Genomic DNA, 16,429 nt, shown 5'->3' on the forward strand with positions numbered 1-16,429 from the left:
TTTTCACCCACCCAAGGGAAAGAACAATGAACAATTTCAATCTGCATACCCCGACCCGCATTCTGTTTGGTAAAGACGCTATCGCCGATCTGCGCGAGCAGATCCCGGCCGACGCCCGCGTGCTGATCACCTACGGTGGCGGCAGCGTGAAGAAAAACGGCGTGCTGGATCAGGTCTACAGCGCCCTGCAAGGTCTGGACGTGCGTGAGTTTGGCGGCATTGAGCCGAACCCGTCTTACGAAACCCTGATGAACGCGGTGAAAATCGCCCGCGACGAGAAGATCACCTTCCTGCTGGCAGTGGGCGGCGGCTCGGTGCTGGACGGCACCAAGTTTATCGCTGCGGCGGCCCACTACGCTGACGGCATCGACCCGTGGCACATCCTGCAGACCGGCGGCAGCGACATCAAAAGCGCCATCCCGATGGGCTCCGTGCTGACCCTGCCTGCTACCGGCTCCGAATCCAACAAAGGCGCGGTGATCTCCCGTAAAACCACCGGCGACAAACAGGCCTTTATGAACGAGCACGTGCAGCCGGTGTTTGCGGTGCTGGATCCGGTTTATACCTACACCCTGCCGCCGCGTCAGGTGGCGAACGGCGTAGTGGATGCCTTTGTTCATACCGTTGAGCAGTACGTTACTTACCCGGTAAACGCCAAAATTCAGGATCGTTTCGCCGAGGGCATTCTGCTGACCCTGATCGAAGACGGCCCGCTGGCCCTGCAAGAGCCAGAGAACTACGAAGTACGTGCCAACGTGATGTGGGCCGCGACTCAGGCGCTGAACGGCCTGATCGGTGCCGGCGTGCCGCAGGACTGGGCCACCCACATGCTGGGCCACGAGCTGACGGCGATGCACGGTCTCGATCATGCCCAGACCCTGGCGGTGGTGCTGCCTGCGCTGTGGAATGAAAAACGCGACACCAAGCGCGGCAAACTGCTGCAGTATGCTGAGCGCGTCTGGGGTATCACCGACGGTTCGGACGACGAGCGTATCGATGCCGCTATCGCCGCGACCCGTAACTTCTTCGAACAGTTGGGCGTGCCAACGCGTCTTTCCGGCTACGGCCTGGACGGGAGCTCCATCCCTGCCCTGCTGGCGAAACTCGAAGAGCACGGCATGACCCAGATCGGTGAGCATCACGACATTACCCTCGACGTGAGCCGCCGTATTTACGAGGCTGCTCGCTAAGCGATTTTGCGCGCTTACCTTTCGTTTTTCGGCATTTAGGCCAGGCTTAATGCACATACGCCACCAGAGGATTACCTCTGGTGGATGTCCCATGAAGGAGGAAAGATGGCAAACCAAACCGTAATCAAGCTTCAGGACGGCAACGTAATGCCCCAGTTGGGGCTCGGCGTATGGAAAGCCGGTAACGACGAGGTCGTGTCCGCCATTCACAAAGCACTGGAAGTCGGCTATCGCTCTATTGATACCGCAGCCGCCTACAAAAATGAGGACGGCGTGGGCAACGCGCTGGCCAGCGCCGGTGTGTCACGCGATGAGTTATTCATCACCACCAAGCTGTGGAACGACGACCAGAAACGTCCAGCGGAAGCACTCCAGGAGAGCCTGGACAAGCTGCAACTCGATTTCGTCGATCTCTATCTGATGCACTGGCCGGTTCCGGCGATCGATCACTATGTTGACGCCTGGAAAGGGATGATTGACCTGCAGAAAGCCGGGCTGGTGAAGAGCATCGGGGTCTGTAATTTCCAGGTCCACCATCTGCAGCGTCTGATTGATGAGACGGGCGTTGCCCCGGTGATTAACCAGATTGAACTGCACCCGCTGATGCAGCAGCGTCAACTGCACTCATGGAATGCGACCCACAAGATCCAGACCGAATCCTGGAGCCCGCTGGCCCAGGGCGGCGAAGGGGTCTTCGATCAGAAAATCATTCGCGACCTGGCCGATAAGTACGGCAAAACCCCGGCACAGATTGTCATTCGCTGGCATCTGGACTGCGGCCTGGTGGTGATCCCGAAATCCGTTACCCCAGCGCGTATCGCGGAGAACTTCGCGGTGTGGGATTTCCGTCTGGATAAAGATGAGTTAGGTGAAATTGCGAAGCTGGATAAAGGCAAGCGTTTAGGCCCGGATCCGGACCAGTTTGGCGGTTAGTCCCCTCACCCTGCCCTCTCCCCATAGGGGAGAGGGTAAGATATTGTAGGCCCGGTAAGCGCTAGCGCCACCGGGCATTTTTACAGGTTTAACCAATCTTACGTTTTACATTTTTCTTCGCCGTCGCGCCCGCGTTCGAACGCTGGTGCACAATCGGCGTGTGCTTGGTCAGTGCCGGGCGCGTATTGCGATTCTGGCGACGCGCTTCGCGCATCTCATCCAGCGTCGGGGCAGGCACCAGGCAGTCACGACGTGAGCCGATCAGGTGCTTTTTACCCATCTCTTCCAGCGCCTGGCGGATCAGCGGCCAGTTAGCCGGATCGTGGTAGCGCAGCAGGGCTTTATGCAGGCGACGCTGTTTGTCCCCCTTCGGCACCACCACATCTTCACTCTTGTAACCAATCTTACTCAGCGGGTTCTTGCCGGTGTAATACATGGTGGTCGAGTTCGCCAGCGGTGACGGGTAGAAGTTCTGCACCTGATCCAGACGGAAGCGGCGCTGCTTCAGCCACAGGGCCAGGTTCACCATGTCTTCGTCACGCGTACCCGGGTGCGCGGAGATGAAGTACGGGATCAGATACTGCTCTTTCCCGGCCTGTTTGGAGTAGGTATCGAACAGCTCTTTGAAGCGGTCGTAGCTGCCCATCCCCGGCTTCATCATCTTCGACAGCGGGCCTTCTTCAGTATGCTCAGGGGCAATCTTCAGGTAGCCGCCCACGTGGTGGGTCGCCAGCTCTTTGATGTAGCGCGGATCTTCCACGGCGATGTCGTAACGCACGCCGGAAGCGATGAGGATCTTCTTGATGCCTTTCAGGTCGCGGGCGCGGCGATAGAGGTTGATCGTCGGTTCGTGGTTGGTGTCCATGTGCTCGCAAATGCTCGGATAGACACAGGAGAGACGACGGCAGGTCTGCTCCGCACGCGGCGACTTACAGCGCAGCATATACATGTTGGCCGTCGGGCCACCCAGATCGGAGATCACGCCAGTAAAACCCGGAACCGTGTCGCGAATAGCTTCGATCTCGTTAACAATCGACTCTTCGGAACGGCTCTGGATAATACGGCCTTCGTGCTCGGTGATGGAGCAGAAGGAGCACCCGCCGAAGCAGCCGCGCATGATGTTGATCGAGAAGCGGATCATCTCATAGGCCGGAATGCGGCTGTCACCGTATGAAGGGTGCGGCACACGCTTGTACGGCAAGGCAAAGACGCTGTCCATCTCTTCGGTAGAGAGCGGGATGGCCGGCGGGTTGACCCAGATATAGCGCTCGCCGTGCTTTTGCATCAGCGCACGGGCACAGCCCGGGTTGGTTTCGTGGTGCAGAATTCGGGAAGCGTGAGCGTAAAGCACTTTGTCCGCTTTAACTTTCTCAAAGGACGGCAGCAGCACGTAGGTCTTTTCCCACGGCTTTGGACGCGGCGGCTGAACGGTGATCGCTTTAGCTTCGGCTTTCTTCGGCTCGACGGGCTTATTATCGGCGCACGGCAGATCTTCGCCATACGGGTGCGGGATCGGGTCGATTTTGCCTGGCATATCGATGATACGGGAATCCACCCCGCTCCAGCCCGGCAGGGCCTCTTTCACCATGATCGCGGTATTACGCACGTCGCGGATGTTGCCTACCGGCTCGCCCTGAGAGAGACGGTGCGCCACTTCCACCAGCGGACGCTCGCCGTTGCCGAAGATCAGCATGTCGGCTTTGGAGTCCACCAGCACCGAACGGCGCACGGTATCAGACCAGTAGTCGTAATGGGCGGTACGGCGCAGGCTCGCTTCGATGCCACCCAGGATGACCGGCACGTCTTTCCATGCTTCTTTGCATCGTTGGGTGTAGACGAGCGTCGCGCGGTCCGGACGCTTGCCCGCCACGTTATCCGCGGTGTAGGCATCGTCGTGACGCAGTTTGCGGTCGGCGGTGTAACGGTTGATCATCGAGTCCATGTTGCCCGCGGTGACGCCGAAGAACAGGTTCGGTTTACCGAGGCGCATAAAGTCCTCTTTGCTGTTCCAGTCCGGCTGGGCAATGATCCCGACGCGGAAGCCCTGGGCTTCAAGCATACGACCGCAGATCGCCATGCCAAAGCTCGGGTGATCGACATAGGCATCGCCGGTCACCAGAATAATGTCGCAGCTGTCCCAGCCAAGTTGGTCCATCTCTTCACGAGACATCGGCAGGAACGGCGCCGGTCCAAAGCAGGCCGCCCAGTACTGGGGCCAGGAGAAGAGGTCACGATCCGGCTGGATCAGGGAAATTGCGCTCATAATGCTTCCGAAGAAAAAATAGACAAAAGGAGCGGGATTATACGCTGGAACAATGTGGGAAATGAAGGAGTATTGTGCGCAGATATTATTGCCCGGTGGCGCTGCGCTTACCGGGCCTACGGGGCATGTAGGCCGGGTAAGGCGAAGCCGCCACCCGGCACAATTACGGTGCCGGATTAATTAACATTTGCCCTACCGAGCCCCTGTCCATCATCTCCAGCGTCTGGCTGTGGAACAGGAACGGGAAGTGCGGCCAGGAGGGCTGACTGTAATAGACCAGCAGTTCAACCTGCCCGTCGACCCAGACGGTATCTTTCCAGCCCCGGTCTTCCGGGAACGGCATGGCGCCGTTGACGTTACGCACCAGGAACTTCACCCCTTCGATATGGAATGACTGCGGCATGTCGGCGCGTACCGTCCAGCGCTCCCAGGTGCCCTGCTGGGCGGTGATATCAATGCGGTTCACATCCCATAGCTGGCCGTTAATGCCCGGATCGTCACCGAGGCTGATATCCCGGCTGCGCACCGGCGTCCCGCTCAGCACCTCGTCCGGGAGCAGGCGCATCGGCAGGGTATCGGTCACCAGCGGCAACAGCCCGGTTGGTCGCAGGGTCAACACCAGGGTCGACACCAGAATGCTCGAGGGTTCAAAGAAGCCGCGCAGGCGGTCAACGATGCTCGCCGCCTCGCCGCAGGTGATCGACACTTCATCGCCGTTGGTCATATCCACCAGGATTTCGCGTCGCTCGCCCGGCGCCAGCGCCAGCTGCTTAACCGGTACCGGGGCCGGTAAGAAGCCCTGATCCCCGGCAATCACGTGTAGCGCCCGGCCATCGCTCATCTGCAGCTGATAGCGGCGCGAGTTGGACGCATTCAGCAGACGCAGGCGCACCCAGCCGCGGGAGACTTCGACATACGGGCTTTGCGCGCCGTTCACCAGCAGCGTGTCACCGACAAAGCCGCCGCTGCCTGGCTCGCTGTACTCCGGCGTACCGAAGTTATCCAGCCGCTTGTCCTGAATGATGATCGGGAAGTCGTCGACCCCGTAATGATTCGGGATCGGCAGAGATTTGCTGACCTCATCTTCCACCAGCCACATCCCCGCCAGGCCGGTATAGACCTGCTGCGCGGTGCGGTTTGGGGTGTTGGCGTGATACCAGAGGGTGGCAGCGTTCTGGCGAATCGGCAGAACCGGCGCCCAGTCGGCGCTCGGGGACATCATGCGAGGCGCGCCGCCCAGCAGCGGGCCCGGCACCTGCAAACCGCTGACGGTCATGGCAACGTTCTCCGCCAGACGGTTGCTGTAGATCAGTTTGACGTCATCGCCGCTCCAGACGCGCACGGTCGGGCCAAGGTAGCGCCCGTTAACGCCCCAGACATTAGCCCGCGTCCCCTGGGTGAACGACCAGTGGGAGCGCTGTAACGTCAGGAACAGCGGCTGACCACGACGGGACTCGAGTAACGGCGGGATGGGCAGCGGCTGTTGCTGCCCGGCGGCGTTTGCCCTCAGCGGAACCGCACCTGCACAAAGGGCGATACCCGATGCCTGAATAAACTGACGGCGACTGAGTGACATATTAGCTCCATGGATAAACGTACTAACAACGCGGGAATTCGTTTTCCCTTCAGGCCGGCTTAAACCCTGCCAGCGGCTTCGCGCTCTGCGACTTCTTTATCGAGCTCAGCGATTTTATTCAGCATTAATTCGCGGCAATGGGCCGCCAGCTCACGCACCTGATCTTTGCCATATTTACTGACATCGACCGGCGGCAGCATCTCGACGATCACCAGGCCGTTACGCAGGCGGTTGAGGTTAATCTTATTCGATGTGTTGGAAACACACACCGGAATAATCGGTACACCTGCCGCAATTGCGGCGTGAAACGCGCCAGTTTTGAACGGCAGCAGGCCGCGGCCGCGGCTGCGGGTCCCTTCCGGGAACATCCAGATGGAGATCCTGCGCTTTTTGAAGTGGTTCACCACCTCGGCAATGGTGCCGTGCGCTTTGGCGCGGTTGTTACGATCGATCAGCAGGTTGCCGGTCAGCCAGTAGAGCAGGCCAAAGAACGGCACCCACAGCAGGCTTTTTTTGCCCACGGTCACGGTTGGCGGCTGGACGATTTTGGCGGCGGTGATCATATCGTAGTTGTTCTGATGGTTACCGATATAGATAGCGTTGCCGTGCTTCTCTACCCCTTCCGGCAGACGCGTCTCGACTTTCACACCAAACAGCGGCCCCAGACGGGCAAACATGTGGCCAAAGGTGGCAACGTGCTTTGGATTGCGCGGGCTGAACAGGCAGTAAATACAGCCGAAAATACAGACCAGAATGCAGTAAATCACGGCAAGAATGGAACGAACAATTAATAGCATAGCGACCTCAAAAACCCCTGACAGCTGACGATTATACTGCAACTGTAAGCGGGTAACTCTTTTGTTTTTATAACGGATGTTTTACGCGAGACCCCCTCCTGAACGGAGGGGGAGGTGCTCTGTTACGCTTCGTTATCGCCCGCTTTAGCGCGGTGCGGCGAGTCGATCTCCACGCGTTCAATGCGTTGCAGGCCACGCATCAGCGACCCTTTGCGTCCACGTTCGCCGACCACTTTCTGCAGCTCCTCCGGACGCATTTTGATTTTGCGTTTGCCCATGTGGATGGTCAGGGTGCTTTGCGGCGGCAGAATAAAGAGGTGCGCCAGGCTGTCTTCGCCTGAGGCCGCGTCCGCCGTCGGGATGTTGATGATCTTGTTGCCCTTCCCTTTCGACAGCTGCGGCAGATCGCTGAGCGGGAACATCAGCATGCGGCCTGCGGCAGAGATCGCCAGCAGCATATCGCTCTCGTTTGCAATCACCAGCGGTGTCATGACGCGGGCGTTTTCCGGCAGGCTAATCAATGCCTTGCCCGCACGGTTACGCGATACCAGATCGTTAAAGGTACAGATGAAGCCGTAGCCCGCATCGGAGGCCAGCAGCAGCTTCTGCTCATCGCTTTCCATCAGCATGTGCTCAACCGTGGCACCCGGCGGCAGCGTCAGCTTGCCGGTCAGCGGCTCGCCCTGCCCGCGCGCCGATGGCAGGGTAATCGGATCGATGGCGTAGCTGCGTCCGGTGGTGTCGATAAAGGCCACCGGCTGGTTGCTCTTACCCTTCACCGCGGCTTTGAAGCTGTCCCCCGCTTTGTAACTCAGGCCCGGGGCGTCGATGTCGTGACCCTTGGCGCTGCGTACCCAGCCGCTTTGTGACAGCACGATGGTCACCGGCTCGGACGGCAGCATGTCATGCTCGTTCATCGCTTTCGCTTCTTCGCGCTCGTGCAGCGGAGAACGACGCTCGTCACCGAAGGCTTCGGCATCCGCCTGCAGCTCTTTCTTCAGCAGGTTGTTCATCTTACGGTCGGAGGCGAGGATCGCCTGCAGCTGATCGCGCTCTTTTTCCAGCTCATTCTGCTCACCGCGGATCTTCATCTCTTCCAGTTTGGCGAGATGGCGCAGTTTCAGCTCGAGGATCGCTTCAGCCTGGGTTTCGCTGATGCCAAAGCGCGACATCAATGCCGGCTTCGGCTCATCCTCGGTACGAATGATCTCGATCACTTCATCGATATTGAGGAACGCCACCAGCAAACCTTCAAGGATATGCAGGCGCTTAAGCACTTTTTCCAGACGGTGATTCAGACGACGGCGCACCGTATCCCGACGGAAGGTCAGCCATTCGGTGAGGATCTCCAGCAGGTTTTTCACCGCCGGACGACCGTCGAGGCCGATCATGTTCAGGTTGATACGGTAGCTTTTTTCCAGATCGGTGGTGGCGAACAGGTGGTTCATCACCTGTTCCATGTCCACGCGGTTAGAGCGCGGCACGATCACCAGACGGGTCGGGTTTTCGTGGTCGGATTCGTCGCGCAGGTCATCCACCATCGGCAGCTTTTTATTGCGCATCTGGGCGGCGATCTGCTCCAGCACTTTCGCGCCGGAGACCTGGTGTGGCAGCGCCGTGATCACCACCGCGCCGTCCTCTTTGGTCCACACCGCGCGCATGCGCACCGAGCCGCGACCGTTCTCGTAGATTTTGCGGATTTCCGCGCGGGAGGTGATGATCTCCGCTTCGGTCGGGTAGTCCGGCCCCTGGACGATATCCAGCAGCTCATCCAGCGAGGTTTTCGGCTGTTCAATCAGGGTGATCGCCGCTTTCGCCACTTCACGCAGGTTGTGCGGCGGGATATCCGTCGCCATCCCCACGGCAATGCCGGTGGTGCCGTTCAGCAGGATGTTCGGTAGACGCGCAGGCAGCATTTTCGGCTCCTGCATCGTACCGTCGAAGTTTGGTACCCACTCCACGGTGCCCTGGCCCAGCTCGCTGAGCAGCAGTTCGGCATATTTAGAGAGGCGGGATTCGGTGTAACGCATCGCCGCGAACGACTTCGGATCGTCCGGCGCACCCCAGTTCCCCTGACCGTCGACCAGCGGATAGCGGTACGAGAACGGCTGGGCCATCAACACCATCGCTTCATAACAGGCGCTGTCGCCGTGCGGATGGTATTTACCCAGCACGTCACCGACGGTACGGGCGGATTTTTTAAACTTGGCGCTGGCATTCAGACCCAGTTCAGACATCGCATACACGATGCGGCGCTGAACGGGTTTCAGCCCATCACCGATAAACGGCAACGCCCTGTCCATGATGACGTACATGGAGTAGTTCAGGTAGGCGTTTTCCGTGAATTCATGTAGCGCGAGGCGCTCTGCCATATCGCTCATTAAATGGGATTCCTCAACTCAGAAACCAGTTGGTTTCAGGCAATATTGCCGCAGATACTACCTTATCTGGCGAGTCGAGTCACAAAGAAAAAGGGGCCGAATAGCGGCCCCTTTCCGGGTTATTTGCTCAGCTTGATAACCTGTTTCACGTCGATTTCGAAATCGTTCCACTCTTTATCGACCTTGCCCTGCAGCTCAACCTTATCCTGCGGGGAAATGGTCTGGCCGTTCCAGTGTTTGTTGTCGATCTCAACGTTCACCGTGCCGCTCTCATCGCGGAAGGTGTAGCGGTCGTCGGACAGGCGCTCGGTGATGTTCCCGCGCAGTTTTACCCAGCTGTCGTCCTTCAGATCCTTGACCTTGGCGGCGGTGGTGAGGTTGGCGTCGTTATCGACAAAACCGCCCTGCTGGGTTTGCGTCTGGGTTGCCGTCGCTGACGGGCCATTGAACCCGCCCTGAGCAGCAAACACCGGCGCGGTGGTGATCATCATGATGGCAGCAATCGCAGCATATTTTTTCATCTTAACTCTCCCTTTAATGTCGTTTCGCAATCCATTAAACAGGGTAAACCTTAACAACTTCTTAAGCGGAAAATTTAAATTTTTTTACTGTACAGCCGGGCGTGACAGAGGGTTTACTGGCCGCGACAGGGAGGGAACATGCGCATTTTACTGGTAGAAGACGACAAGCTGATCGGCGACGGCATCAAGGCCGGGCTGACAAAACTGGGCTTCAGCGTGGACTGGTTCACCGAGGGTGAAACCGGCAGAGCAGCGCTCTACAGCGCCCCCTATGACGCGGTGGTGCTCGACCTGACGCTGCCCGGCATCGACGGGCTGCAGCTCCTGCGCGAATGGCGGGAGCAGGGCCGCAGCGAGCCGGTACTGATCCTCACCGCGCGGGATGCGCTTAACCAGCGCGTCGAGGGGCTGCGTCTCGGGGCCGACGACTATCTCTGTAAACCCTTCGCGCTGATCGAAGTGGCCGCCCGCCTTGAGGCGCTGGTGCGCCGTAGTCACGGTCAGGCGCACAGCGAATTGCGCCACGGCGGCGTCACGCTCGATCCCACCCGGCTGGTGGCCAGCCTTAATGGCGAAACCCTGCTGCTCAAGCCGAAAGAGTTCGCCCTGCTGGAGCTGTTAATGCGCAACGCGGGCCGGGTGCTGCCGCGCAAGCTGATTGAAGAGAAGCTCTATACCTGGGACGACGATGTCTCCAGCAACGCCATAGAGGTCCACGTCCACCATCTGCGCCGCAAGCTCGGCAGCGATTTTATCCGCACCGTGCACGGCATCGGTTATACCCTGGGTGATGCATGAAACTGACCCAACGCCTGAGCCTCAAGCTGCGCCTGACGCTGCTATTCCTCGTCCTGTCGCTGACGGCGTGGTTTGCCGCCAGCCTGGTCGCCTGGCAGCAGACCAGCGAGAAGCTCGATAAGCTATTCGACACCCAGCAGATGCTGTTTGCTAAACGGCTCCTGACCATGGATCTGGATGAGATCCGCGCCCCGGAGCGGATGCGCGAGGTGCCGAAAAAAGCGAAACACGGGCATCTGGATGACGATGCGCTGGCCTTTGCCATCTACACCCCCGACGGCAAAATGGTGCTCAACGACGGCGAGAACGGGCGCGAGATCCCGTATCACTATCGTCGGGAAGGGTTTGATAACGGCCAGCTCAACGACGATAACGACGACTGGCGCTTCTTATGGCTTACCGCACCGGACGGCAAGTACCGGGTGGTGGTGGGCCAGGAGCGGGAGTACCGCCAGGAGATGGCGCTGGACGTGGTGAGATCCCAGCTCACCCCGTGGCTGGTGGCCCTGCCGGTGATGCTGCTGGTGCTGATCGTTCTGTTGAGCCGTGAACTCTGGCCGCTGAAAAAGCTGGCGCAAACCCTGCGCGCTCGCTCCCCCGATGCCACCGACCAGCTGCCGACGCACGGGGTGCCCGCGGAGGTCAGCCCGCTGGTGGAGGCGCTGAATCAGCTTTTCGCCCGCACCGGGGAGATGATGGCCCGCGAGCGCCGCTTTACCTCGGATGCTGCCCACGAGCTGCGCAGCCCGCTAACCGCCCTGAAAGTGCAGACCGACGTCGCGCAGCTCTCGCTGGACGACCCGCAGGCGCAGGCGAAAGCCCTGGACCAGCTGCACGCCGGGATCGACCGGGCATCAAGGCTGGTTGAGCAGCTCCTGACGCTGTCGCGGCTGGATTCGCTGGAAAATCTGGACGATGTCGAACCCCTTAAGCTGGCCGATTTACTCCAGTCGGCGGTGATGGATATCTATCACCCGGCGCAGCAGGCCGGGATCGAGATCCGCCTCCATATTCACGACCCGCAGGTCACCCGCACCGGGCAGCAGCTGCTCCTGAGCCTGCTGGTGCGTAACCTGCTGGATAACGCCGTGCGCTACAGCCCGCGCGGCAGTGTGGTGGAGGTGACGCTGGATACCCACAGCTTTACCGTGCGCGACACCGGCCCGGGTATTGCGCCCGAGGCCCTGGCGCGGATCGGGGAGCGTTTTTATCGCCCGCCAGGCCAGGATCAGACCGGCAGCGGCCTGGGTCTGTCGATCGTCAAGCGCATTGCCACGCTGCACCGGATGCAGGTTTCTCTCCGCAACGGGCAGGATGGCGGGTTTGAGGTCAGGATCGGCTGGTAAGGGATTATTGCTGTTTCAGCAAAAGACTTTGCACATTTTGCTAATTTCACCGCACCGCTGTCGCGCGTAGAATGGCCCTCAGACTCGCTACTCTGAGGACAACGTAATGAGCAATATTCTGATTATCAACGGCGCGAAAAAATTCGCCCACTCTAATGGCCAACTGAATGACACCCTGACCGAGGTCGCGGACGGCTTCCTGCGCGACGCCGGGCATGATGTTAAGGTCGTGCGCACCGACGGTGAGTACGATATCCAGGCCGAAGTGCAGAACTTCCTCTGGGCTGACGTGGTTATCTGGCAGATGCCTGGCTGGTGGATGGGCGCGCCATGGACCGTGAAAAAGTACATGGACGACGTCTTTACCGAAGGTCACGGCGCGCTGTATGCCAGCGACGGCCGCACCCGCTCTGATGCCTCGAAGAAGTACGGCTCCGGCGGCCTGATTCAGGGGAAAAAATATATGCTCTCCCTGACCTGGAACGCCCCGATGGAGGCCTTCACCGACGAAGATCAGTTCTTCCACGGCGTGGGCGTTGACGGTGTTTATCTCCCGTTCCACAAGGCCAACCAGTTCCTGGGGATGGAGGCGCTGCCGACCTTTATCACCAATGACGTGATTAAAATGCCGGATGTGCCACGCTATATCGCAGAATATCGCAAGCATCTCGCGGAAATTTTTGCTTAACTGGTGGCATGTTATCAGGAGAAATGACCATGCTTACCGTTATTGCTGAAATCCGCACCCGCCCAGGTCAACATCACCGTCAGGCGGTGCTGGATGAGTTTGCGAAGATTATCCCGACCGTTTTAGAAGAAGCAGGCTGCCACGGCTACGCGCCAATGGTGGATACCGCCGCTGGCGTCAGCTTCCAGACCACTGCCCCGGACTCCATCGTCATGGTTGAGCAGTGGGAAACCGTGGCCCACCTCGAAGCCCACCTGCAGACCCCGCACATGAAAGCGTGGAGCGAGGCGGTGAAAGGTGATGTTCTGGAAACGCATATCCGTATTCTTGAGCCCGCGTCTTAATAAAATCCGATTCAGTCTTCTTCGGACCGGGGAAGACTGAATACCTGCCATCTGCCTGCTATGCTTATTCTGAATTCATATCTTACAGGAGATTCAGGATGGGAATTTTTAACTTCGTTAAAGAAGCCGGTGAAAAGCTGTGGGACAACCTGACCGATCACAAAGGTCAAAGCGATAAAGTCTCTGAGCACCTCAAAAAGCTCAACATACCGGGCGCTGAAAAGGTGCAGGTCAACGTCAACGACGGTAAGGCCGTGGTGACCGGTGACGGGCTCACCCAGGAACAGAAAGAAAAAATCCAGGTCGCGGTGGGGAATATCGCGGGCGTCAGCGAGGTGGAGAACACCATCAACGCCACTGACACCCAGCATGAGGCCACCTACTACACGGTTAAATCGGGCGACACCCTGAGCGCCATCTCCAAAACCGTCTACGGCGACGCGTCGAAATACAACAAAATCTTTGAAGCCAACCGCCCTATGCTCTCCAGCCCGGATAAAATTTATCCAGGGCAGACGCTGCGTATCCCTGAAGCCTGATAGCAACGCACAGAGAGAACAGGATGAAGATAGCCTGCCTGGGCTGGGGCTCATTGATATGGAAAAGCGGCTCACTCCCCGTCGCCGGGGAGTGGCACACCGACGGACCGTCGCTGCCCATCGAATTTTGTCGGGTCAGCGACGGCGGTGAGCTGGCTACCGCCATCTGTATGAATGCCCCTGCCGTGCCGGTGCTCTGGGCGTGGCTCAACGCGGAAACGCTGAGTGTGGCCTGTCAGGCCCTGCGCGAGCGCGAAGGGATCCCTGAGGAGCGCTGCGACGGCATCGGCTCGCTGCCGATCGCCGGTCGCCACACCGGCCTGCTCTCGGGATGGGCGGTTGAGAGAGGCATCGAGGCGGTGATCTGGACCGGATTGCCACCGCGAAGCGCCTCGCTGGAGGGACGGGTACCCACCGTGGACGAAGCCATTGTTTATCTGGACAGTCTGAGCGGTGAGGCCCGCCAGCACGCGCGGGACTATATTGATCAGGTGCCGCAACAAATCGACACCCCCTATCGGCGGGTCATTACTGAAGTGCTGGGGTGGTGATAAGCGCACCCCAGCGCTTTTCTTACCAGTATAATTTCCAGCTTTGCGTAAAGCGCACCAGCGCCTCAACGTAGAAGTAATCCCCCCAGCTGGCACACTCATCCACCCCCTTGTTGCTGGCGAGATGATAAACCGAGTGCTTGAGCAGGCCGTTGCCCTTCTCCTCTTTACCCATCAGATAGTGCTTCGTCAGCGAGGACATGATCCCTTTCGCCCACGCCAGATAGCGCTCGCGATCCGGATCGGTTACCGGCAGGTGCTTCACCAGCTCCAGCAGGCCACATACCGCAATCGCCGCCGACGACGAATCGCGCAGGGCATCGGTGCCCACCAGAGCCAGATCCCAGTGACAGACGTGATCCTCCGGCAGGCGGTTGAGGAAGTAGTTCGCCAGCCGTTTCGACAGGGCGATCATCGTCGCGTCGCCGGTATAGATGTAGCTCAGCAGGAAGCCGTAAATCCCCCACGCCTGGCCACGCGACCAGCAGGAGTCATCCGCATAGCCCTGCTGGGTGTTTCCGTAGCGCGGCGCGCCGGTGACCACATCCATATAGTAGGTGTGGAAGGTCGAGGCATCTTCACGGATGAGGTACGTCGCGGCCTGCATCACGTGGGCTCTGGCGGCTTCGGCAAAGCGTGGATCTCCAGTCTGCTCGGTCGCCCAGTAGAGCAGCGGCAGGTTCATGTTGCAGTCGATGATCATCCGCCCGGCCTGCTCCGGATCCGCCAGATCCCCCCACGCCTGGATGATCTTTGCTTTCTCGTGGAAGCGCTCCAGCAGCGCTTCGGCGGCCAGCAGCGAGAAGCCGCGCGCCTCGCGGCTGCCGGTCAGACGCCAGTCCGCCACGCAGGAGAGCGTGTAGAGGAAGCCGAGATCGTGGGTATTCGTGTCGCTGCGCCCGGCGATGCGCAGGCCAAAGGAGCGGGTGTGTTTCTCGGCCATGGCGCGGAATTTCTCCTCGCCGCTCATCTCCCACGCCAGCCACAGCTGCCCGGTCCAGAAGCTGGTAGTCCACTCGACGTTTTCCGTCAGCGGGTAAAATCCGTCCTTGCAGGTTTCCGCCGGGAACTGTTCACCGAACTCCGTTAAATGACGGCTAATCAGGTCGAGGACATGGCTGCGCGCCGAGCTTAATTCATCCCGGAAGGCGCGTTCATCTACGGGCGCGGGAATATCGGCCAGACGTTCCTCGGTGATATGACTTAACATAATTCGATTCCTTCTTTGACGGCGTAAATTAGTGGTGTTCTGCAACGTTCAGCGTTTTAGCCCCGCGCCATTTGCTCTGGCAGGCGGATAAGGTAAACGCAGAAATAAGAGTGAAGGTCAGCGCCGTGGCGCCCATGATGATATAGGTCTGCTCGAAGCCGATGCGGTCATACATATACCCGGCCGGGGAGGACACCACGACGTTACCGACGTAAAGCATCGCCTGGTAGCCCAGCAGGTACATGGTGGCATTCACGCGTTTATCGAAATGCTCGGCGATATATTTAAATACCGACACCAGCAGAAGACAGATTTCCAGACCGTACAGCGGCTTGAGCACCGAAATTAACAGGTGCGAGTCGCACATCCCGGAAATAATCAGTCGCGCGCCGACAATCAGCCCGACGATTAACAATCCACGCTTAGCCCCGATAAAGTTCACGAACAGCGGGATCACCATATACATCACGAATTCCATCCCCGACTGCACGGTACCGAGATAGCCAAACACCGAGTTGCCCTGGTGAATATCATCGAAGAAGGTGACGAAATAGCGGGAGAACTGCTGCTCGGCGATAAACATCATCCACGCCACGCCCGCCACGTACAGGCAGAAGGCCCAGAACTTGCGGCTGCGCAGTAAGGCATAGACATCCGCCGGGGCGATTTTCTCTTTGGCCAGCACCTCACCGGCATGCTCGGAGTTGGTGTTCACCTTCAGGTTCAGCAGGACAATCAGCATAATCACCGATGCCACGCTGCCCATAATAAAGTTGTAAGAGGGAGAGAGGTTAAACAGCAGGCCAGAGAACGACGACGCCACCGCCCAGCCCAATGAACCCCACATGCGGATCTGACCAAACTCCATGCCGTTCAGGCGGCTGAAACGGTCGGAATAGGATTCGCACGCCGCCACACCCGCGTACCAGGCGAAGCTTAAATAGAGCGCGCCGATAATAATCCCCAGCATGGTGTTGGACATTAATAGCGGCTGATAAACGTAAATAAAGAACGGCGCCATCAGGGCGGACATCGCCACTACAAAATAGAGCAAGTATTTGCTCATGCCGATCTTATCCAGAATATAGCCGTAGATCGGTTTGAGAATAACGGAGAAGATGCCGTTCACCGCAAAGACGGTGCCGATCACCGACCCGCTGAGATTGGCTTTTTGTCCAAGCCAGATCGCCAGCAGACCAATACTTGCCGACCAGGTAAAGAAATAGAGAAAGATAAAACTGCTGATTTTGTAATATTCAGTTTTGTTATTCATACCATCCTCGCCGATATCC

Annotated in this window: 15 protein-coding genes; 8 read left to right on the forward strand and 7 right to left on the reverse strand. The window is 58.8% G+C overall.

Annotation, left to right across the window (positions count from 1 at the left end):
* The first annotated feature begins 26 nt into the window (after window positions 1-26).
* Entirely contained in the window at window positions 27-1,190 is a 1,164-nt protein-coding gene (yqhD, locus tag SOM40_RS19750; RefSeq protein ID WP_320531046.1) for an alcohol dehydrogenase, read from the forward strand.
* 105 nt (window positions 1,191-1,295) lie between these two features.
* On the forward strand, window positions 1,296-2,123 hold the full coding sequence (gene dkgA / locus SOM40_RS19755; protein WP_225758076.1) for a 2,5-didehydrogluconate reductase DkgA: 828 nt from the start codon (window positions 1,296-1,298) through the stop codon (window positions 2,121-2,123).
* An 88-nt stretch (window positions 2,124-2,211) separates the two neighbouring features.
* Here dkgA and SOM40_RS19760 read toward each other — a convergent pair whose 3' ends face one another.
* The 5 genes from SOM40_RS19760 to SOM40_RS19780 form a co-directional block, all read right to left on the reverse strand.
* On the reverse strand, window positions 2,212-4,386 hold the full coding sequence (locus SOM40_RS19760; protein ID WP_261644810.1) for a YgiQ family radical SAM protein: 2,175 nt from the start codon (window positions 4,384-4,386) through the stop codon (window positions 2,212-2,214).
* A 163-nt stretch (window positions 4,387-4,549) separates the two neighbouring features.
* Complete coding sequence (gene ftsP, locus SOM40_RS19765) at window positions 4,550-5,962, reverse strand: cell division protein FtsP (RefSeq protein ID WP_320531045.1); 1,413 nt, start codon at window positions 5,960-5,962, stop codon at window positions 4,550-4,552.
* Window positions 5,963-6,021: 59 nt separating this feature from the next.
* Window positions 6,022-6,759, reverse strand: a complete 738-nt coding sequence (gene plsC / locus SOM40_RS19770) for a 1-acylglycerol-3-phosphate O-acyltransferase (RefSeq protein ID WP_106995824.1) — start codon at window positions 6,757-6,759, stop codon at window positions 6,022-6,024.
* Between the two features lie 122 nt (window positions 6,760-6,881).
* Window positions 6,882-9,140, reverse strand: coding sequence for a DNA topoisomerase IV subunit A (parC, locus tag SOM40_RS19775; protein ID WP_320531044.1), 2,259 nt, complete (start codon window positions 9,138-9,140; stop codon window positions 6,882-6,884).
* 119 nt (window positions 9,141-9,259) lie between these two features.
* Complete coding sequence (locus SOM40_RS19780; RefSeq protein ID WP_106995826.1) at window positions 9,260-9,661, reverse strand: YgiW/YdeI family stress tolerance OB fold protein; 402 nt, start codon at window positions 9,659-9,661, stop codon at window positions 9,260-9,262.
* A 138-nt stretch (window positions 9,662-9,799) separates the two neighbouring features.
* On the opposite strand from SOM40_RS19780, the gene qseB reads away from it, so the two are divergent.
* The 6 genes from qseB (at window position 9,800) to SOM40_RS19810 (ending at window position 13,927) form a co-directional block, all read left to right on the forward strand.
* Window positions 9,800-10,459, forward strand: a complete 660-nt coding sequence (gene qseB / locus SOM40_RS19785; protein ID WP_320531043.1) for a quorum sensing response regulator transcription factor QseB — start codon at window positions 9,800-9,802, stop codon at window positions 10,457-10,459.
* Window positions 10,456-11,805 carry a quorum sensing histidine kinase QseC gene (gene qseC, locus SOM40_RS19790; RefSeq protein WP_320531042.1) on the forward strand — a complete coding sequence of 450 codons (1,350 nt, stop codon included), beginning with the start codon at window positions 10,456-10,458 and terminating at the stop codon, window positions 11,803-11,805. The genes qseB and qseC overlap by 4 nt, the downstream gene beginning before the upstream one ends.
* A gap of 106 nt (window positions 11,806-11,911) precedes the next feature.
* Window positions 11,912-12,493, forward strand: a complete 582-nt coding sequence (locus SOM40_RS19795) for an NAD(P)H-dependent oxidoreductase (protein ID WP_166184023.1) — start codon at window positions 11,912-11,914, stop codon at window positions 12,491-12,493.
* 29 nt (window positions 12,494-12,522) lie between these two features.
* A complete protein-coding gene (locus tag SOM40_RS19800) occupies window positions 12,523-12,837 on the forward strand; it encodes a putative quinol monooxygenase (protein WP_225758070.1) in 315 nt (104 codons plus the stop codon).
* 98 nt (window positions 12,838-12,935) lie between these two features.
* Window positions 12,936-13,376, forward strand: coding sequence for a peptidoglycan-binding protein LysM (gene lysM / locus SOM40_RS19805; protein ID WP_106995830.1), 441 nt, complete (start codon window positions 12,936-12,938; stop codon window positions 13,374-13,376).
* Between the two features lie 23 nt (window positions 13,377-13,399).
* Window positions 13,400-13,927 carry a hypothetical protein gene (locus SOM40_RS19810; RefSeq protein WP_106995831.1) on the forward strand — a complete coding sequence of 176 codons (528 nt, stop codon included), beginning with the start codon at window positions 13,400-13,402 and terminating at the stop codon, window positions 13,925-13,927.
* A 22-nt stretch (window positions 13,928-13,949) separates the two neighbouring features.
* Here the strand turns inward: SOM40_RS19810 and SOM40_RS19815 are convergent, their stop codons facing one another.
* Complete coding sequence (locus SOM40_RS19815) at window positions 13,950-15,137, reverse strand: glycoside hydrolase family 88 protein (protein ID WP_312189009.1); 1,188 nt, start codon at window positions 15,135-15,137, stop codon at window positions 13,950-13,952.
* Between the two features lie 28 nt (window positions 15,138-15,165).
* Complete coding sequence (locus SOM40_RS19820; protein WP_320531041.1) at window positions 15,166-16,410, reverse strand: oligosaccharide MFS transporter; 1,245 nt, start codon at window positions 16,408-16,410, stop codon at window positions 15,166-15,168.
* Window positions 16,411-16,429: the final 19 nt, after the last annotated feature.

Origin of the sequence: Leclercia sp. CFBP8987 (genome assembly GCF_034044995.2) — a bacterium.
GTDB classification, from domain to species: domain Bacteria; phylum Pseudomonadota; class Gammaproteobacteria; order Enterobacterales; family Enterobacteriaceae; genus Enterobacter; species Enterobacter tamurae.